The following is an 18,966-nucleotide window of genomic DNA, read 5'->3' as shown; positions in this document are numbered from 1 at the left end:
GCGTTCCAGGAGGGTGTAATCCATGGCAAAACGCGACTATTACGAAGTCCTCGGTGTTGGAAAAGGCGCGGATGCGGGTGAGTTGAAAAAAGCCTATCGCAAAAAAGCGATGGAGTTTCACCCTGACCGAAACGCCGATAACCCCGAAGCTGAAGCAAAGTTCAAAGAAGCAAACGAGGCGTACGACGCACTCAAAGATCCTGAGAAAAAGGCGGCATATGATCGATTTGGTCATGCGGCATTTGAGCAGGGTGGAGGCGGGCGTCCCGGTGGGTTTGGCGGACACGGACAAGGCGACTTTTCATCTGCGTTCTCTGACGTATTTGACGATCTGTTTGGCGACTTCATGGGGGGGCAGCAACGTGGTGGCGGTGGACGCTCTCGCGCGCAACGTGGCTCTGACTTGCGCTACAACATGCGTGTCTCCCTTGAGGACGCATATAAGGGGTCACAAAAGACCATCAATGTGCCAACGTCCGTCAGCTGCAAAACCTGCACTGGGACAGGTGCGGCGAACGGCGCAGAACCTCAAACCTGTCCATCATGTTCAGGCATGGGCAAAGTGCGTGCTCAACAAGGCTTCTTTACAGTTGAACGCACCTGTCCCGCATGTGGTGGTATAGGTCAAACGATCAAAGATCCGTGCAAGGATTGTCATGGGGCGGGGCGCGTTGAAAAAGAACGTTCATTGTCAGTCAACATTCCTGCTGGCGTCGAGACAGGCACTCGAATTCGCCTATCAGGCGAAGGCGAAGCGGGTTTGCGCGGTGGCCCCACAGGCGATCTCTACATCTTTATAGAAGTACAGCCGCACCCGATTTTTGAACGTGACGGAATGCATCTACATTGCGCCGTTCCCGTTTCAATGACCACCGCCGCGCTGGGAGGGGACATTGAGGTTCCAACCATCGATGGTGGCCGCAGCCGAGTCAAAATTCCCGCAGGTAGCCAAACGGGCCGCCAAATGCGCCTTCGGGCAAAAGGAATGCCAATGCTGCGGGGCGCAGGCCAAGGCGATATGTTCATAGAGCTCGGCGTCGAGACACCGGTGAACCTGTCCACCAAGCAAAAGGAGCTCTTGCGCGAGTTCGATAAGCTCGGTGAGGACAACAGTCCCGAAAGCTCGTCCTTCTTTAAGAAGGTAAAGAGTTTTTGGGATGGCATGACACACTAAGATTTAAAAACGGGGCGTTACAGCGCCTCGTTTTTTCGGCGGCGATAGTGTTTTGCTCCAGTAGATTCAAAAACATCCTTAACCTAAAATTTAGTGATTCCACGTCACTGTTTTAGAATGTCCAAGATACCCGCTTCCCATGACTTCCCGCAAATGCCGCAATGGCTCTTTGACCTCGACGATGCACGTCCCGTTCAAATGCCCGCGCGCCTGCCCAGCATCTTGCGCAATCATAGGCACGATTTACACAATAGGCTGATGTCAGGTGGTGGTGCGGCATTGCAAGACTCAGATTTATTGGACCTTGTGGTTGGCCGTGCGCTACCTCGCGCCGATGTCAGATCCTTGGTGGAGCGCCTTTTACATACGTTTGGGGATTACAGCACGACGATTTCGGCGCCAGTAGCGCGCCTTTTACAAATTGACGGGATGACCTTGGAAGCCGCCCAAGAACTCAAGCTTATCGAAGCGAGCGCACACAGATTGGCGCGTGCGCGCGTTCTAACATTGCCCATTCTGTCGAGCTGGAATGCAGTCGTGGACTACTGCCACACAGTTTTGTCTCATTGCGGGATAGAAAGACTTCATGTGCTTTATCTGGACAGAAAAAACAGACTCATTGTGGACGAAGTAGCGGCGCAAGGCACAGTCGACCATGTCCCTGTGAGAACGGCAATGCAAAAGTGAGCCATGGAAGTGGCGAGATTGTCTTGCTGCGGGCAGAGTAAAACTTTGCCACTTTGGCCCTTTCTGTTTGCAGGGAGGGCGGGGGTATTTTCAGCGTGGAACTTTACAGGAAGGTCCGCCTCGCGCGTCGGGGCGGCATGAGCGAACGGGCGGCAGCGAACCATTTTGGGATATCGCGTGCGAGCGTGGCGAAGATGATGATGTTTTCGGTCCCGCCCGGATATCAACGAACGGCGCAGATCAAGCGGCCCAAGTTGGACGGGTTCACCGGCTTCATCGATCAGTGGTTGCAGGACGACCTCAACCGGAACCGCAAGCAAAGGCACACTGCCAAACGGGTTTTTGAGAGGCTGCGCGATGAGCATGGCTTCATGGGCGGCTACACGACGGTCAAGAATTACGTCCGGGAACATGGCCGGCGCAGGCGGGAGATGTTTGTGCCGCTGGCCCATGCCCCTGGCCACGCCCAAGCGGATTTCGGCGAAGCCATGGTTGTAATCGGCGGGGTTGAGCAGAAGGCGCATTTCTTTGCACTTGATTTGCCCTACAGTGACGCCTGCTTTGTGCGTGCTTACCCTGCGGCGGTGTCTGAAGCTTGGGTTGACGGTCACGTCCATGCTTTTGCTTTCTTCGGCAAGGTTCCACAGTCGGTTCTTTATGACAATGACCGATGCCTTGTTGCGAAGATCCTGCCGGGCGGTTCGCGCAAACGGACCAAACTGTTCAGCGGGTTCCTGTCGCATTACCTCATCCAGGATCGTTATGGTCGCCCCGGCAAGGGCAATGACAAAGGCGCTGTTGAGGGGCTGGTCGGGTATGCGCGGCGCAACTTCATGGTGCCGATGCCTCAGTTCCCGACCTGGGAGGCTTTTAACCTCTGGCTGGAAGAGCAATGCCGCAAGCGCCAGACGGATGTCTTGCGCGGGCATGGCGACAGCATCGGGCAACGACTGGCCCGCGACCTTGAAGCGATGATGGATCTGCCGGCGTCTCCATTTGATGCCTGCGATCAGTCCAGTGGCCAGGTGAACTCGCAATCCCTGGTGCGCTACAAAACCAATGATGACTCGGTGCCCGTTGCTTATGGCCACCGTGACGTCTGGGTCCGCGGCTATGTCGATCGGGTCGTCATTGGCTGTGGTGGCGATGTGATCGCCCGCCACCCGCGGTGCTGGGACCGCGAAGACATGGTCTTTGATCCTGTTCACTATCTGCCGCTGTTGGAGCAAAAGACCGGGGCTCTGGATCAAGCTGCTCCGCTGGTCGCATGGGAACTGCCAGAAGATTTTGCGACCCTGCGCCGCTTGATGGAGGCCCGCATGATCAAGGCTGGCCGGCGCGAGTATGTGCAGGTCTTGCGGCTCTTGGAAACGTTCGAGATGGCCGATCTGAATGTCGCCGTCAAAAATGCGCTGCGCATGGGCGCGATCGGTTTTGATGCCATCAAGCATCTTGTCTTGTGCCAGGTCGAGAAGCGACCGCCCAAACTGGACCTGGATGTCTATCCATATCTGCCAAAGGCCAATGTTGGCACGACGTCGGCGGCCAGTTACATGTCCCTGATGAAGCGGGGGAAAGCCGCATGACACAAGCGCCTCAAATCCTACTAGATCACCGGCTCAAATCTCTCCGCTTGCCAACAGTGTTGCGGGAATATGGCAAACTGGCCCGGCAATGCGCCACAGAGGGGCATGACCATGTTCAGTTCCTTGCACGTTTGGTCGAATTGGAAATGATCGACCGTGAACGGCGGATGATCGAACGGCGCATCAAAGCGGCCAAGTTCCCGGCCGTCAAAAGCCTGGACAGCTTCGACTTCAAGGCAATCCCTGCCTTGAACAAGATGCAGGTGCTGGAGTTGGCGCGTTGCGAATGGATTGACCGGCGCGAGAATGTCATAGCGCTCGGTCCCTCAGGCACCGGCAAAACGCATGTCGCCTTGGGCCTTGGCCTATCTGCCTGTCAAAAAGGCCTGTCTGTCGGCTTTGTCACGGCTGCAGCGCTGGTTCACGAGCTGATGGAGGCCCGAGATGAACGCAGGCTCCTGCGGCTTCAGAAGCAGATGGTGGGTTACAGGCTGCTGATCATCGACGAGTTGGGCTTTGTGCCGTTGAGCAAAACAGGGGCCGAGCTTTTGTTCGAGTTGATCTCCCAACGCTACGAGCGCGGATCCACGCTGATCACAAGCAACCTGCCATTTGACGAATGGACCGAGACCTTTGGATCAGAACGCCTGACAGGCGCGCTGCTCGACCGCCTAACCCACCACGTCAACATCCTTGAGATGAATGGCGAAAGCTACCGCCTTGGCCAGAGCAAGGCGCGTCAGGCAACACCCAAAACCTAAACCACAATCAGCACAGATTGGCCCTGACGGGCCACAGCATCCGGGCAACCGCCAGCTATATGACAAGCGCGGCCGCCCGGATGCTGGCCTACGGCTGCACCCTCATCACGCCACCTTCAATGTGGCAACATTTTGCGCTGCCCTTTGGTCCAATTTTACTCTGCCGTTGACACCATTAAGTATCAGTGATAAAACAATGCTGAAGCTGTTGAGAACTTGAGCGAATGCGAAAGTGAACAACAGAGAAGCGATTGTGGAACTGCGTAGCAGTGACGCAAACAACAATCCAAATACAAATACACACTGCAAATGAACAGCTATGGCTCAAGCTCAAATGTCATAGAATAAGTATTGTCTGATATTAACGCATAACCAACTGTTATCGAACAGGATTCAAATCTCAGTATTCTGGTTGCCCAAACCGAATATCAGACTTTACGTTTGTGCGTAACCAACGTGATATTTGAGGTTGATATGGCACAAGCACTAACACTCACAGACGCTCAATTGAAGCGAGCCTTACGCGACTGCGCAACACGCAAACACACGGTACGTGACAAAACCATATTACTGCTGGCTATGAACACAGGGCTGCGAGCAAAGGAAGTTGCAGCACTGCGCTTTGGTGATGTGTTTGATGAAGAGCAAAAGCCACGCAGTCAGTTCACGCTGTCAAAGACACAAACCAAAGGCGCACGTACACGCACAGTGTTCGTCAACAAGCAGCTTGCCCAAGTGCTTACTGAGTATCAGCAGTGTACACGCTGCGTAGACGCTGCAGCGCCGTTGTTTCGCAGTCAGAAAGGGGGGCACTTTAGTGCAAACACCATGTGTCAGCTGTTCCTCAACATATTCCATGCTTGTGGACTACAAGGTGCCAGCAGTCATAGTCCTCGCAGAACATTCATTACGCGATTGGCGAACAAGGGAATTGGCGTTCGTGTGTTGGCTGAACTTGCTGGGCACAGTTCAATTTCTGTCACACAGCGATATATTGATGTGAATGATGAGCAGATGGCAAACGCTGTGGAGTTGCTCTAGCAAACAGTAGGTTCGAACCTACCCTTTTTACCCACCCAACCTCGTAGCAAGTTCTTGTGCAGTGGCATGTTTGCCGTAGTAGCTTTCAATAATCTGCACACTGGTGCCCATGTTACGGGCGATATCAAACACATTAACTTTGCCGTGTCTCAGCATCTGCACAGCATAAAAGTGTCTTAAGCTGTACAGCGTATACTTCTCACCATCAGCATTATGAGTGATGTTTTCACGCTTAAGCACTTCGTTAAATTGATCAATCAGCGTGATAATTTTGTTGCCATCTGGCATTCTAAACAGCCAATCATCATGCTGTGCTGTTTTACGACTGTGTTGTTTTGCACCAACTGCTGCCGTACGTGCCCACTCTTCTTGCCAACGAGAATTGCGTTCAAGTGTACGTTCCACATATCTTGCAGCGTTAGCACGTAGAATAACATAACGCTTTCCAGTCTTGCCGTTCACATTAAATGCATAGTTCTCGCGCCCACGTTCGTCTGTGAACTTTTCTAAGTCACCCACACGCAAGTTATTAGCTTCTCCTACACGCATGCCGCTGTTGGCAAGGACAAGCACATAGTCGCGCAGCAACTCACGTGTGTAGCGCCAACGAGCATTGTCTTTCTCCTCATGCATCCAGCGCCTAATGCCTTTGTACAACACGCTATATTCGCGCAGTGTGAATGCTGGGCGTGTTTTAGTGCGCTGCGCTTTGTGCCTAAATGTTGGTGTTGGTTTGTTGCCTCTGTAGCCACGTTCTTGTGCAAACTTAAGCACAGTGAGTGCAAAGGTAGTTTCCCACTCAAGTGTTTTATCTGCTGGATTTAAGCTGTGGTTCTTTGGACGCTGCTCTACTGGCATACGGTGATAGTAGTCACGTCGCCAATCAACGTAGTCACGCAGCAGTGCATTATCTATCTTATCAACTGGCTTCTTGCCACAGAACTCATGCCAAAACTTGCTCACACGCACTATTTGGCGCAGCATGTAATCACTTGTCTGTTGTTGGTTGGCTTTGTTGCTGTGACGGTAAGTGCCACGTGCGTTTTGGCTCTCACGCAGTTTGGCATATTCGTTCAGCACTTCACTGAAACGCTTAATCTGCAGTGGCAGCTGCTCTTCTTTGCGAAACTCTAACTCATAGTGTGCACGTACTGCCAAATCACGTGCTTTGTTTAAGTCACGTGTCTTAAGACTCTTGTAGATGTATTGCCGTGTGCCTTTGTACAAACGCACTTGGAAAATGCCATTGCGACTAAACAATAGCACCCTTCCATCAAGCAGCTTTTCTTCAAACTCGCCCTCAGTTTTGCCTAACAAATGCCTAACAACCTATGCAAAATCGCCATTTGCATAACAATTGCATAACATTTTATGCTTTGCAATTGATTGTTAAATCACTGTTATTAAACAGATTTATATGCGCCCGTGACAGTGTTTGAATTTCTGACCTGACCCACATGGGCAAGAATCGTTTCGACCGGGCGCGCCCCATGTTTCAGGGTCAGCTTCGTCGAAGCCGGGCTTTGCGTTTGGGTTTTGTTGCGGTGTCGCACCTACCACATCGCCGTCCAACTGGGATTGCTGAGCCTGAAGCTGCGCAAGCATGGTGTTGCGCTCCTCGTCAGTCATTGGACGCACACGCGCCAGCTTTGCGGTCACTTCTCCACGAAGGCTATCGAGCATCGTTTCAAAAAGCTGGAAACTCTCGTTTTTATACTCGTTCAACGGATCGCGTTGCGCATAGCCCCTGAAACCAATCACAGAGCGCAAATGCTCAAGTGTCAAAAGGTGCTCACGCCATTTTGCGTCAATCGTATTGAGCAGGAATTGCTTCTCAATCTGGCGGAACTGCTCCGATCCGAACGCAGCTTCTTTGTCGGCCATCATTTTGTCGGTGACATCTGACAAACGCTCGGTGATGACTTCGTCGTCAACGCCTTCTTCTTCGGCCCATTCTTTGACTTTGACGTCCATATTGAGCGCTTCGATGATTGAGACATACAGTTTTTCTGTATCCCACTGGTCAGGATAAGACTTCGGTGGGATTGCAGCTTCGACCAAATCCTCAATCACTTCGTGACGCATATCCGTCACAATCTCACTGACATTTGAGGACTCCATGATGTCACGGCGCTGAGTAAAGACCACTTTGCGCTGATCATTCATCACATCGTCAAATTTCAACAATTGCTTGCGAATGTCGAAATTGCGGCCCTCAACCTTGGCCTGCGCTTTTTCGAGTGATTTGTTCACCCAAGGGTGGATGATCGCCTCACCCTCTTTCATGCCAAGAGACGATAGCATTTTATCTAGGCGCTCGGAGCCAAAAATGCGCATCAAATCATCTTCTAGCGACAAGAAGAAAAGTGAGCGCCCCGGATCGCCCTGACGACCGGATCGCCCACGCAACTGGTTATCGATACGGCGGCTTTCGTGGCGCTCGGTCGCTAAAACATACAGACCACCGGCCTCAAGAACGGCTTTTTCAGCTTCGGCGTGTTCAGCTTGGATCGTTGCACGGATTTCGTCTGGATTCGCATCTGGGTTGGCTGCAATAGCCTCCATAACTTTCATCTCGACGTTTCCGCCAAGCTTGATGTCCGTGCCGCGGCCCGCCATGTTTGTAGCAATAGTCACCGCACCGAGTTTGCCCGCATCCCCAACAATTTCCGCTTCTTTTTCGTGATGGCGCGCGTTCAAAACTTTGTGCTCAACACCCTCTTTCGTTAGCAGACCAGAAAGCTCTTCTGATTTCTCGATCGATGTTGTCCCGACAAGAACCGGCTGACCCTTTGCATTGGCGTCACGTACCGATTGCACCACAGCGGCCAACTTTTCTACTTCTGTGCGGTAAACACGGTCATGGTCATCTTTGCGTGTGATCGGCCGGTTTGTCGGCACTTCGACAACACCCAGTTTATAGATCTCCATAAACTCGTCCGCTTCGGTCAACGCAGTCCCCGTCATACCAGACAAGGTATTGTAAAGCCGGAAATAGTTTTGGAATGTCACCGACGCAAGCGTGACGTTTTCAGGCTGAATAGCACAGCCCTCTTTAGCTTCAATCGCTTGGTGAAGTCCCTCGGAGAGGCGACGACCAGCCATCATACGGCCGGTAAACTCGTCAATCAGCGCGACCTGACCATCACGCACGATGTAGTGCACGCCGTTTTGAAACAACTTGTGCGCCCGCAAGCCTTGGTTCACGTGATGAACGATGGTCGTGCTCTCGGGATCGTAAAGCGTCTGCCCCTCGGGCAACAATCCAGCAGCATGCAAGCGTTGCTCCAAAAACTCGTTACCATCTTCGGTGAACGAAACCTGACGCGTCTTTTCGTCAAGTTCATAATGCTCTTGCGTCAATTCAGGAATCAGTTTGTCGATGATCTGGTATAGCTCTGAGCGATCATCGGACGGGCCAGAAATGATAAGCGGTGTACGCGCCTCATCGATCAGGATGGAATCAACCTCGTCGACAATCGCGAAATTATGGCCGCGTTGAACAACACGGTTCAAATCCGACGCGCTATTGTCGCGCAGGTAATCAAAACCAAGCTCGTTATTCGTCGCATAGGTGACGTCACAGGCATAGGCCGCGCGCTTTTCATCCTCGGGTTGCTGCCCGTAGATCGACGCACAGGTCATACCCAACGCTTCGAATACTTTGGCCATCCATTCCGCATCACGGGTGGCGAGGTAGTCGTTCACGGTCACAACGTGGACGCCCTTGCCAGTTAGCGCATTGAGATAAGACGGGAAGGTCGCAACAAGCGTTTTGCCCTCGCCCGTTTTCATCTCGGCAATATTTCCCTGATGAAGAAAAATACCACCCATCAACTGGGTATCAAAAGCCCGCAGACCAAGCGCACGCCGCGCCGCCTCGCGACAGTTGGCGAATGCCTCCGGCAAAATCGCATCAAGGCTTTCACCCTGTGCGACACGCTTTTTAAATTCGTCCGTTTTTGCAATCAGGCCTGCATCGTCAAGTTTCTCAAACTCTGCTTCCAGAGCGTTGATTTTTTCAACAATAGGTCGGGTCGCCTTGATTTTGCGGTCATTCGGCGTGCCGAAGACCTTTTTCGCAAGTGTACCAATGCCTAGCATATTTTCTCCGCTCGATGCGTCCTGACAGGATCGTGTGAGAGGAGGTATTGCTCCGCTGCTCATCACCCCATAGAAACGGTCGCAACGGCTCCTCTTTATAGACCTTAAGCGATGTAAGGGGCCATTAGAGTAGTGTCAACGTTGCGCCCCGCTATGATCGGGCCAGGAAGGACAAATCACATGAAGTATCGTCGTTTTATTGCCGCTCTTGTCATCTCACAGGCCGCGCTCACCGCAACGCCGCTCTTTGCGCAAGAGATTTCAGCAGATACCGTAGTTGCAACGGTGAATGGATCCAGCATCACAATGGGCAATGTTATTGCCGCGCGCGGAACTTTGCCCGAGCAATACCAAACTCTTCCAGTTGATGAGTTATTCACAGGCATTTTGGAGCAAATGATCCAACAAGAAGTGTTGCGCCAAAGCATCGGTGAACCAAACAAGGCGTTACAAATTCAGATGCAAAACGAGACACGCGCGATATTTGCAGGCGCCGCTTTAGAGGAAATGGCCGAACGCGCGATGACCGATGAGGCTATCGAAGCATTTTACAACGAAACCTATGCTAGCGCGGAACCCTCGCGCGAATATCGCGCCGCGCATATTCTCGTCGAAACAGAAGACGAGGCAAAAGCCTTGCTTGTCGACTTGGATGGCGGCGTAGATTTTGCGGACCTTGCGCGTCAGAAATCTACGGGACCGTCCGGTCCAAACGGTGGTGATCTTGGTTGGTTTGGAAAAGGCATGATGGTTGCCCCCTTTGAAGAGGCGGTCGCAGCAATGGAAGAAGGTGCAGTTTCCGCCCCCGTTCAGACCCAATTCGGGTGGCACATCATCAAATTGGTTGAAACGCGCCTGCAAGATATTCCGTCCCTCGACGACATGCGCGAAGAAATCGAAGCGCAGTTGGCCGATGTTGCCTTGCGCGAAGGTGTTGAACGTTTAACAAATGACGCGACAATTGAGCGCATCGAGCTCGACGTCAAAGACGCTGTTAACGACGATACCCTGTTGGCGGATTAATTCCGTCTTTGATACCCAAGGAACACTGCTATGGCCAAAATTGAAACGGTCTCTCCCCTCGCCCCTAAGGGTGGGTTTCCTCAACTTCCCGTAATCGATGGTGTGCGCTTTGCCGCGCTTGAGGCGGGTGTGCGGTATTCGGGACGCGTAGACGTCATGCTTGCCGAACTCTGCGATGGCACCACAATTGCAGGCACATTTACACGATCCTCGACACGCTCGGCGGCGGTCCTCGACTGCCAAGATAAAGTGGGTGGAAACAGCAAAGGCAAAGCCGCTATTTTGGTGAACGCGGGTAATTCAAACGCCTTCACCGGCAAGGGCGGCTTTGATGCGGTTGCCTCAATCACAAAGGCAATCTCTGACGCCCTCGGCATTGACCAATCACGTGTGTTCACGTCCTCTACGGGCGTCATTGGTGAGCCGTTGAAATGGGAGCGGATCACCGCAAAGCTTGATGACCTCAAGGCAGCCCTTGATGAAAACGGCATCTCGGACGCCGCTCGTGCAATCATGACCACCGACACCTATCCCAAGGGGTCAACGGTCGAGATTGCCGCAGACGGCGGCACAATCAAAATTGCAGGCATGGCCAAAGGCTCCGGCATGATCGCACCCGATATGGCGACGATGCTTGTCTACATTTTTACCGACGCCAAAGTATCGCAATCGCTACTGCAAGACATGGTGACCCGTGCCACGAATGAAACATTCAACTGCATTACAGTTGATAGCGATACATCGACCTCGGATACGTTGTTGATTGCAGCAACTGGAAAATCCCCCGCCGCATCACTTCAGGGCGGCACAAAGCCTTGCGAGGCATTCTATGAGGGGCTGAAATCCATCATGCTAGACCTCGCGCACCAAGTCGTCAAAGACGGCGAAGGAGCGACAAAATTCGTCGAGGTCCGCGTCACTGGGGCTGTGTCCACGAGTGATGCCAAAAAAGTAGCCTCGGCCATTGCCAATTCGCCGCTCGTCAAAACAGCTGTCGCAGGCGAAGATCCCAATTGGGGCCGCATCGTCATGGCCGTAGGAAAATCAGGTGCACAGGCTGATCGCGACCGCCTCACCATAAAATTTGGCGATATCACTGTCGCAGAAAACGGTTGGGTGTCGCCCGACTACAATGAAGACAAAGGCGCGACATATATGAAAGCCGATGATATTGTCATCTCGACCGACCTTGGCCTCGGGTCTGGCGAAGCCGTGATGTGGACCTGTGACCTCACCCACGGTTACATCACCATCAATGCGGACTATCGCTCGTGATGAAAACAGTTCTGGTCTCCGCTGTCGCCCTTATTGATTCCGATGGTCGCGTACTTTTGGCGCAACGCCCTGAAGGAAAATCAATGGCGGGGCTATGGGAGTTTCCTGGCGGTAAGATTGAAGCCGGCGAGACACCAGAGGCGGCCTTGGTGCGTGAGTTGCACGAAGAGTTGGGGATCGAGACGTGGAATTCCTGTCTCGCCCCGCTCACCTTTGCCTCACATACATATGATGACTTTCATCTTCTGATGCCGCTGTTTGCGTGTCGAAAGTGGAATGGCGTGCCAATGCCAAAGGAAGGCCAGACACTCAAATGGGTCCGCGCTGCCGAAATGCGCGATTATCCCATGCCTCCAGCTGATGTACCCATTATTCCCATTTTACGTGATTGGCTGTAATTGGCGCCACTCCGAGGGAACACTTTAGTTGCGGCCATTACTCCAGATCGCACCACGACAATCTTTTGCCCGCACCCCAAAATGGTGAACGTCAGACTATAATCGATGCTCATAGTCGGGATGGGGCACATGATTAAATCAATCACACTGAGCAAATATATTTCGGTTCAAGGGCTGTTCGTCCGTGATGCAGCCAATGGAAATATCGTAGTTCGCGTTGGAGAGTGCACGTTTGAAGGCAAGCCAATCACGTCCTCATAAGAACCAAGATACTAACGTGTAGAACAATACAAAAGGGCCGGATGATTTCTCATCCGGCCCTTTTTGATACATATGCAATCTCGAATTACGAGAGGTTGCGTTCGATCTCTTCGCGTTCGAAGATTTCGATAACATCATTCGGACGGATATCGTCATAGGCTTCGAATGCCATACCACATTCCTGACCGGACTGGACCTCTTTCACTTCGTCCTTGAAGCGCTTGAGCGTCTTGAGTGTGCCTTCGTGGATAACGACATCATCACGCAGCAAGCGAACGCCCGCTTCGCGGCGCGCGACACCTTCGGTGACGATACAACCAGCAACTTTGCCGATGTTGGACACCTTGAACACTTCTTTGATCTGCGCGTAACCGATGAAATTCTCGCGAACTTCGGCAGACAAAAGACCAGACGCGGCTGCTTTCACATCATCAACCAAGTCATAGATGACTGAGTAGTAGCGGATTTCAACGCCCTTTTGGTTTGCTGTGCTACGTGCTTGCGCATTTGCACGCACGTTAAAGCCGATAACAGGGGCACCAGACGCTTCGGCAAGGCTAATGTCACTCTCAGTAATTGCGCCCACACCGTAGTGTAGAACGCGCACACGGACCTCATCGTTGCCGATTTTTTCCATGGCCTGAACAATCGCCTCAGCCGAACCTTGAACGTCAGCTTTGACCAAGATTGGAAGTTCCGCCACAGTCTGATCGGCTTTTGCTTTCGCAAGCAACTGATCAAGGGTTGTCGCCGCACCTGCTGCTGCGCGTTTCTCTTTCGCCGCATGCTCGCGGTATTCAGAAATTTCGCGCGCCTGAGCCTCAGTCGCAACAACGTTGAGCACATCGCCCGCCTCGGGTGTGCCGTTCAAACCAAGAACTTCAACAGGAACAGATGGTCCAGCTTCGTCGACGCGATCACCTTTGTCGTTCACAAGCGCTCGGACTTTGCCCCACTGCTCACCCACAACAAAGATATCGCCACGTTTCAACGTACCGTTCTGAATAAGAACAGTCGCAACAGGACCACGACCAACATCAAGCTGAGCTTCGATAACAGCACCCTGTGCAACGCGATCTGGGTTCGCCTTGAGCTCTAGAATCTCTGCCTGAAGCGCAATCGCCTCAAGAAGTTGATCGAGGCCCTTACCAGTTTTCGCAGACACTTCTACGTCTTGAACTTCGCCCGACATTGCTTCGACAACAACTTCGTGTTGAAGCAGCTCGGTGCGCACCTTGTTCGGATCAGCATCTGGTTTGTCACATTTGTTGATTGCTACGATCATTGGCACATTCGCCGCTTTCGCGTGATTAATGGCCTCGATCGTTTGCGGCATAACGGAGTCATCCGCAGCGACAACGAGAACGACAATGTCAGTTACTTGCGCACCGCGCGATCGCATTGATGTAAACGCAGCGTGCCCTGGCGTGTCGAGGAACGACAACACGGCACCATTGTCGGTGACGACCTGATACGCACCAATGTGCTGCGTAATTCCGCCCGCCTCGCTCGCCGTCACACTTGCGTGGCGAAGGGAGTCGAGAAGAGATGTTTTACCGTGGTCAACGTGGCCCATGATCGTAATGACCGGAGGACGAGACACGAGGTCTTTTTCATCATCTTCGATCTGTGTGATCACGTCTTCCACGTCACTGTCGGAAACGCGAACGATCTTGTGACCGAACTCTTCTACGATCAGCTCGGCTGTATCAACGTCGATAGGTTGGTTCTGTGTGACCATCATACCCATGTTCATGAGTGATTTCACAACATCAGCAACGCGTTCCGCCATACGGTTCGCGAGTTCGGAAACGATGATTGTTTCCGGCACCTGAACGTCACGCACAACTTTTTCGCGCGGTTCGTTGGACCCCATCGCTTTTTGACGCATGCGATCTTGCTTACGCTTCATCGCAGCCATTGAACGCTGACGTCCGCCCTCGCCACCTGTCAACGCTTGGTTGACCGTTAGCTTACCCGAGCGGCGGCTGTCCGCATCACCCTTGTTGCGTGTGTTGCGGTTCGGCTCTTCGCGCTCTCGAGCGCGCGGCGTTACAGCGGCACCACGACTTGGACGCTCACCCTGCTTTTGAATGGCGGCTTGTGCCGCAGCGGGATCATCCGGTGAATCAACTTTTTTCACAGTCTTAGCTGCCGCAGCGCGCGTGCGCTCGGCCTCAGCTTCGCGTTTTACGCGTGCTTCATCTTCTTCTTTTGCCTTAAGGGCAGCTTCGCGCTCGGCATCTTCACGAGCCTTATCGTCAATCTCCTTGCGGCGACGATCACGCTCATCGTCGCGAGCCTTTTCCTCGGCAGCACGACGTTGAATGTCCTCAGCTTCCTTTGCCTTAGCAAGGGAAAGCGCTTTCATACGGCGTTCCATCTCGGCATCGGAAATACCAGCGGGCCTGCGCGCAGGATCGCTTTTCATAGGCTTGCCGCCTGGCGCTGCACTCGCGGGGTTCGGGACACCCGGCTTGGGCACCACGACACGCTTGCGTTTGGTCTCCACAACAACACTCTTTGTCCGCCCGTGGGAGAAGCTTTGCTTCACCGAACCGGGGCCGCCACGAATGCCAAGGGGTTTTTTACCATCTGTATCGCTCATTTCGTCGTCTTACCCTTCCCGGCGGAGCGCTCTCCACCGTCTGTCTCGCGCACACCCTTCAGGCGTTCAGCGTCCTCAACAATTCGTTTGCTGAGTCCGCCGCCTGCGAGCGCGCCATGTATCACACTTTCGCGGCCGAAAGCCAAACCCAATTCAGAACTCGACAACAGACCGAACCAACGGCCTCCATCAGGCGTCTTGAGTTTACCTTTTCCACGTTCTGAACCATCCGATGCTTGCAAAAGAATCTTTGCATGCTCGTCGATCAGCCAATTTTTTACCTTCTCGAACCCACACACCGCCTGACCAGCCTTCCGGGCCAGTGAGATGAGGTGCACAACGCGATTCGCGAGGCCTTTTTCAATCAAATCGACATACCCATCGGGTATAATCACATCCTGTCGCGCCGCCTTGGCAAAGAGGCGCTTGCTTATCGCCTCTTCCAAAATGGCGCGTTCGCATGAGACCCATATTCCACGACCGGGCAGCTTTTCCGCAAGGTCGGGCACCAAGGTACCATCGGGACCAACCACGAAACGGATGAGACCGTGACGCGGTTGCGCCTCGCGCGACACGATACAGCGCCGCTCGTCATCTTCCATTTTGTCTTTTGGTTGGCCGCCTCTGGTCATACTTTACCTCTCTCGATGGCCTGAACTCAGGCCTCCGAACCCTCTTCAGTCTCGTCAGCATCGTCATCTGTCGCCCCTTCCAAATCGGCGGGATCAACCCAACCCAACTGGATGCGTGCTGTCATAACGAATGTCTGAGCGTCTTCTAGAGACACGTCGAACTTTTCAAGAACGCCATCGTCCTTAACGCGTTCGCCGTTTACCGTTGTCCAACCGCCTGCAAGCTCCCAGTCGGCACAGGTCGCAAAATCTTCGAGCGACTTCACGCCATCCTCAGCAAGTGCTTCGATCATTTGAGGTGTCAAACCTTCAAACCCGACCAAGCTGTCCTCGACACCCAATTCGCGGGCACGCTCCAAAGCCTTGCGGCTTGCAGCTTCAAGAACGTCACGGGCACGGGCCTGCAACTCGCTTGCGGTATCTGCGTCAACACCATCGATTACAAGCAGCTCGTCTACGTCGACATAAGCCACCTCTTCGAGGTTGGTGAAGCCTTCGGATACGAGCAATTGTGCAAAGAACTCGTCAAGATCGAGGTTGTCCATAAACAGCTGCGTGCGCTCGGCGAACTCGGCCTGACGGCGCGCTGATTCTTCGGCTTCCGTAAGGATGTCGATATCAAGGTTCGTCAATTGCGATGCAAGGCGCACGTTTTGACCGCGACGACCAATGGCAAGCGAAAGTTGCTCGTCAGGAACGACCACTTCGATTTTGCCGGCATCCTCGTCAAGAACAACTTTGGTCACTTCGGCGGGCTGCAATGCGTTCACAAGGAATGTTGGCTGATCATCATTCCATGGAATGATGTCGATTTTTTCACCCTGAAGCTCATTCACAACGGCCTGTACGCGCGAACCGCGCATACCGACACAGGCGCCAACGGGATCAATGGAGCTGTCATAGGAAATCACAGCAATCTTTGCGCGCGATCCGGGATCACGAGCAACAGCTTTAATCTCAATGATGCCATCGTAGATTTCAGGCACTTCCATCTTGAACAGTTCTGACATGAATTCTGGCGCAGTGCGCGACAAGAAAACCTGCGGACCGCGCGCTTCGCGGCGCACATCCTTGATGAAACAGCGAATGCGATCATTTGGGCGATACGCTTCGCGACCAATTTTTTCGTTGCGGCGCAAAATGCCTTCGCCACGACCAACGTCTACGATAACGTTGCCATACTCTTCGCGCTTCACAACACCATTGATAATGGTGCCTGTGCGATCTTTGAATTCTTCGTATTGGCGATCGCGCTCGGCTTCGCGAACCTTTTGCAAAATAACCTGCTTTGCAGACTGCGCGGCGATACGGCCAAGCTCCACGGGCGGGATCTCTTCGGACAGAACATCACCAACGGACGGATCCGTCATGTATTCTTTGGCCTGCTTGACGGTCAACTCAGCTTGATAATTCTCAAGATCGTCGTCCTCAACAACCGTGCGAACACGGGTAAAGGTTGCCTTGCCAGTCTTGCGGTCAATGGACACATGAATGTCCATTTCGGAGCCGTAACGCGACTTTGCAGCGCGTGCGAGGCTCTCCTCCATCGCTTCAACAACGACCGACGCATCGATCATTTTTTCGCGTGCCACGGCCTCGGCGGTTTGCAACAGCTCAAGCTGGTTTGCAGAGGTGATTGCCATAATTCAGTCCTCTCTTAATCCTCTGTGGAACCGTCTTCGGTTTGGATTTCGTCAAAATTGGTTTCATCAATTGCACCGGCATCTTTGCGCTGGCGCAGCATTTCGCGGATCAATTCGTCGGTCAGCACAAGCTTCGCGTCCGAGAGCCAATCAAATTTCAGTCCGATGGTGAGCTCTTCGCCATTCTCTTCAATAGCGAGAAGGACGTCTTCCCCCTCAACGCCCGCAAGCGCCCCTTTAAAGCGACGACGGCCATCAATCATTTCGGTCGTCTCTATCTTAACTTCGTAGCCCTCGAACGCAGCAAAATCTTTCAAGCGCGTCAGTGGGCGGTCAATGCCGGGGGACGACACTTCGAGCGTGTATTCGTCCTCAATCGGATCCTCAACATCGAGAACGGCAGATACCGCTGTGGAGATCTGGGCGCACTCATCAACCTCAATCCCACCATCAGGGCGCTGCGCCATAATCTGAAGCGTCTTTGACTTCGTTGACGACATCAAACGGACGCGCACAAGTTCAAACCCCATACCCTCAAGGACAGGGGTTATAATCTCGGCCAGACGGCGGTCTATCGCTGCTTTCGCAATGAGGTCGGAATTCATATCCATTGACCCTTCGCTTTTGTTTCGGTCGGTATATGCGCGCCCTGAGATCAGAGCACAAAAAAACGGGCGCGCGGCCCGTCTAAGAAGTCCGGTGGAGCTTCGGTAAGACACCGACGCGCCGCTGTTGAAAGCCATATACGCTGCAATCCATGAGTCGGCAAGCCCTATTGCATATTCTAACGCAAGGGCCGCGCCAAACCATCCATCACCTGAACCAAAGCGCGCGTAATCCCAGGTTCGGATAGCGCATGCCCCGCTTGGCCAATCATATGCAACTTGGCGCGTGGCCAGACCTTTTGCAGTTTGAACGCCGACATCGGTGGGCAGATCATATCGAACCGCCCCTGTACAATCGTGCCCGACACCTCGGCAAGTGCGGTGGCACCCTGTAGCAACTGCCCATCGCACTCAAAAAAGGCATTGTTTTTGAAATAGTGGTTTTCGAGGCGCGCAAATGCTCGCGTGTAGTCTGCGGGTGGATCGCCCGTCACCCCATTCGACCCGATTGCAGCCAGCGCACTCTCCCAGACCGACCATGCACGTGCAAATTTAATCTCTTCCGCACGGTTTCCAGAAAACAACCGCCGATGATATGCGGAAATGAGATCATTGCGCTCAGTGTGTGGTATTGCATCGACAAAATTCGCCCAAAGCTCAGGCCAGAACCGGCCTGCACCGCCACCGTAAAACCAATTTAGTTCATCTTGGGTTGCAAGAAAAACTCCGCGCAGGATCAAATGGATTGCACGATTAGGATGGGTTTGAGCATAGGCCAGCGCAAGTGTCGCACCCCAACTCCCCCCAAACACCATCCAACGCTCTATCCCAAAGTGCGTTCGGATCGCTTCGATGTCGCGCACAAGATGCCAAGTGGTGTTCGCCTCAACCGATGCAAAGGGTTTTGATCGCCCACACCCGCGTTGGTCAAACAAAATAATGCGGTAAAGCTGGGGGTTAAAAAACCGCCTCATATAGGGACTACACCCTCCGCCCGGTCCGCCATGTAGGACCACAACTGGAATGCCCTCTGGATTTCCACACTCTTCGACATAGATCTCATGTCCATCCCCGACCGCCAACATGATATGGTCATTGGGGACGATTTGCGGGTAGAGATAACTGAATGCGCTCTTTTGGTCTGAGACCTTGTCCATGGGCGTCCTGT

General features: G+C 53.1%; 15 protein-coding genes. 8 read left to right on the top strand and 7 right to left on the bottom strand.

Annotated features, from left to right (window positions below; all coding sequences use genetic code 11):
* The first annotated feature begins 22 nt into the window (after window positions 1-22).
* The 5 genes from dnaJ (at window position 23) to IMCC12053_RS08840 (ending at window position 5,249) form a co-directional block, all read left to right on the top strand.
* On the top strand, window positions 23-1,174 hold the full coding sequence (gene dnaJ, locus IMCC12053_RS08860; protein ID WP_062218246.1) for a molecular chaperone DnaJ: 1,152 nt from the start codon (window positions 23-25) through the stop codon (window positions 1,172-1,174).
* 117 nt (window positions 1,175-1,291) lie between these two features.
* On the top strand, window positions 1,292-1,861 hold the full coding sequence (locus tag IMCC12053_RS08855; protein ID WP_074906389.1) for a JAB domain-containing protein: 570 nt from the start codon (window positions 1,292-1,294) through the stop codon (window positions 1,859-1,861).
* Between the two features lie 95 nt (window positions 1,862-1,956).
* Window positions 1,957-3,447, top strand: a complete 1,491-nt coding sequence (gene istA, locus IMCC12053_RS08850; protein ID WP_062218239.1) for an IS21 family transposase — start codon at window positions 1,957-1,959, stop codon at window positions 3,445-3,447.
* Window positions 3,444-4,208 carry an IS21-like element helper ATPase IstB gene (istB, locus tag IMCC12053_RS08845; RefSeq protein ID WP_062214769.1) on the top strand — a complete coding sequence of 255 codons (765 nt, stop codon included), beginning with the start codon at window positions 3,444-3,446 and terminating at the stop codon, window positions 4,206-4,208. Before istA ends, istB begins: the two co-directional genes overlap by 4 nt.
* Before the next feature lie 474 nt (window positions 4,209-4,682).
* Window positions 4,683-5,249, top strand: a complete 567-nt coding sequence (locus tag IMCC12053_RS08840) for a tyrosine-type recombinase/integrase (RefSeq protein ID WP_062218236.1) — start codon at window positions 4,683-4,685, stop codon at window positions 5,247-5,249.
* Between the two features lie 27 nt (window positions 5,250-5,276).
* On the opposite strand, the gene IMCC12053_RS08835 is transcribed toward IMCC12053_RS08840, so the two are convergent.
* Window positions 5,277-6,566, bottom strand: a complete 1,290-nt coding sequence (locus tag IMCC12053_RS08835; protein ID WP_062218233.1) for a site-specific integrase — start codon at window positions 6,564-6,566, stop codon at window positions 5,277-5,279.
* A 96-nt stretch (window positions 6,567-6,662) separates the two neighbouring features.
* A complete protein-coding gene (gene secA / locus IMCC12053_RS08830; protein ID WP_062218230.1) occupies window positions 6,663-9,353 on the bottom strand; it encodes a preprotein translocase subunit SecA in 2,691 nt (896 codons plus the stop codon).
* Window positions 9,354-9,533: 180 nt separating this feature from the next.
* On the opposite strand from secA, the gene IMCC12053_RS08825 reads away from it, so the two are divergent.
* The 3 genes from IMCC12053_RS08825 to mutT are packed head-to-tail and all read left to right on the top strand — an operon-like array spanning window position 9,534 to window position 12,049.
* Window positions 9,534-10,376, top strand: a complete 843-nt coding sequence (locus IMCC12053_RS08825; RefSeq protein WP_062218227.1) for a peptidylprolyl isomerase — start codon at window positions 9,534-9,536, stop codon at window positions 10,374-10,376.
* A gap of 30 nt (window positions 10,377-10,406) precedes the next feature.
* On the top strand, window positions 10,407-11,651 hold the full coding sequence (gene argJ / locus IMCC12053_RS08820) for a bifunctional glutamate N-acetyltransferase/amino-acid acetyltransferase ArgJ (protein WP_062218224.1): 1,245 nt from the start codon (window positions 10,407-10,409) through the stop codon (window positions 11,649-11,651).
* Window positions 11,651-12,049 (top strand): 8-oxo-dGTP diphosphatase MutT, encoded by a 399-nt coding sequence (mutT, locus tag IMCC12053_RS08815; RefSeq protein ID WP_062218221.1) that lies wholly within the window; start codon window positions 11,651-11,653, stop codon window positions 12,047-12,049. Before argJ ends, mutT begins: the two co-directional genes overlap by 1 nt.
* Window positions 12,050-12,395: 346 nt before the next feature.
* Here mutT and infB read toward each other — a convergent pair whose 3' ends face one another.
* The 5 genes from infB to pip all read right to left on the bottom strand — a co-directional run bounded on the left by infB (window position 12,396) and on the right by pip (window position 18,955).
* The gene (infB, locus tag IMCC12053_RS08810) at window positions 12,396-14,918 is read right to left on the bottom strand and encodes a translation initiation factor IF-2 (RefSeq protein WP_062218218.1); all 2,523 of its coding nucleotides are present in this window, start codon (window positions 14,916-14,918) and stop codon (window positions 12,396-12,398) included.
* Entirely contained in the window at window positions 14,915-15,550 is a 636-nt protein-coding gene (locus IMCC12053_RS08805) for an RNA-binding protein (RefSeq protein ID WP_062218215.1), read from the bottom strand. The genes infB and IMCC12053_RS08805 overlap by 4 nt, the downstream gene beginning before the upstream one ends.
* Window positions 15,551-15,576: 26 nt before the next feature.
* The gene (gene nusA / locus IMCC12053_RS08800; RefSeq protein ID WP_062218212.1) at window positions 15,577-17,193 is read right to left on the bottom strand and encodes a transcription termination factor NusA; all 1,617 of its coding nucleotides are present in this window, start codon (window positions 17,191-17,193) and stop codon (window positions 15,577-15,579) included.
* Window positions 17,194-17,207: 14 nt separating this feature from the next.
* Complete coding sequence (gene rimP, locus IMCC12053_RS08795; protein WP_062221103.1) at window positions 17,208-17,798, bottom strand: ribosome maturation factor RimP; 591 nt, start codon at window positions 17,796-17,798, stop codon at window positions 17,208-17,210.
* 179 nt (window positions 17,799-17,977) lie between these two features.
* Window positions 17,978-18,955, bottom strand: a complete 978-nt coding sequence (gene pip / locus IMCC12053_RS08790; RefSeq protein ID WP_062221100.1) for a prolyl aminopeptidase — start codon at window positions 18,953-18,955, stop codon at window positions 17,978-17,980.
* Window positions 18,956-18,966 lie beyond the last annotated feature (11 nt).

Origin of the sequence: Celeribacter marinus, from assembly GCF_001308265.1 — a bacterium.
Lineage (GTDB): Bacteria > Pseudomonadota > Alphaproteobacteria > Rhodobacterales > Rhodobacteraceae > Celeribacter > Celeribacter marinus.
Note: the sequence above shows the minus strand (reverse complement) of the source record. Positions and strands in the feature narration are given on the sequence as shown.

What these genes read in the sequence shown, in the direction of transcription:
- dnaJ (WP_062218246.1), top strand. Translation starts at nt 23, where the DNA reads ATGGCAAAACGCGACTATTACGAAGTCCTCGGTGTTGGAAAAGGCGCG.
- IMCC12053_RS08855 (WP_074906389.1), top strand. Translation starts at nt 1,292, where the DNA reads ATGTCCAAGATACCCGCTTCCCATGACTTCCCGCAAATGCCGCAATGG.
- istB (WP_062214769.1), top strand. Translation starts at nt 3,444, where the DNA reads ATGACACAAGCGCCTCAAATCCTACTAGATCACCGGCTCAAATCTCTC.
- IMCC12053_RS08840 (WP_062218236.1), top strand. Translation starts at nt 4,683, where the DNA reads ATGGCACAAGCACTAACACTCACAGACGCTCAATTGAAGCGAGCCTTA.
- secA (WP_062218230.1), bottom strand. Translation starts at nt 9,353, where the DNA reads ATGCTAGGCATTGGTACACTTGCGAAAAAGGTCTTCGGCACGCCGAAT.
- IMCC12053_RS08825 (WP_062218227.1), top strand. Translation starts at nt 9,534, where the DNA reads ATGAAGTATCGTCGTTTTATTGCCGCTCTTGTCATCTCACAGGCCGCG.
- argJ (WP_062218224.1), top strand. Translation starts at nt 10,407, where the DNA reads ATGGCCAAAATTGAAACGGTCTCTCCCCTCGCCCCTAAGGGTGGGTTT.
- mutT (WP_062218221.1), top strand. Translation starts at nt 11,651, where the DNA reads ATGAAAACAGTTCTGGTCTCCGCTGTCGCCCTTATTGATTCCGATGGT.
- infB (WP_062218218.1), bottom strand. Translation starts at nt 14,918, where the DNA reads ATGAGCGATACAGATGGTAAAAAACCCCTTGGCATTCGTGGCGGCCCC.
- IMCC12053_RS08805 (WP_062218215.1), bottom strand. Translation starts at nt 15,550, where the DNA reads ATGACCAGAGGCGGCCAACCAAAAGACAAAATGGAAGATGACGAGCGG.
- nusA (WP_062218212.1), bottom strand. Translation starts at nt 17,193, where the DNA reads ATGGCAATCACCTCTGCAAACCAGCTTGAGCTGTTGCAAACCGCCGAG.
- rimP (WP_062221103.1), bottom strand. Translation starts at nt 17,798, where the DNA reads ATGAATTCCGACCTCATTGCGAAAGCAGCGATAGACCGCCGTCTGGCC.
- pip (WP_062221100.1), bottom strand. Translation starts at nt 18,955, where the DNA reads ATGGACAAGGTCTCAGACCAAAAGAGCGCATTCAGTTATCTCTACCCG.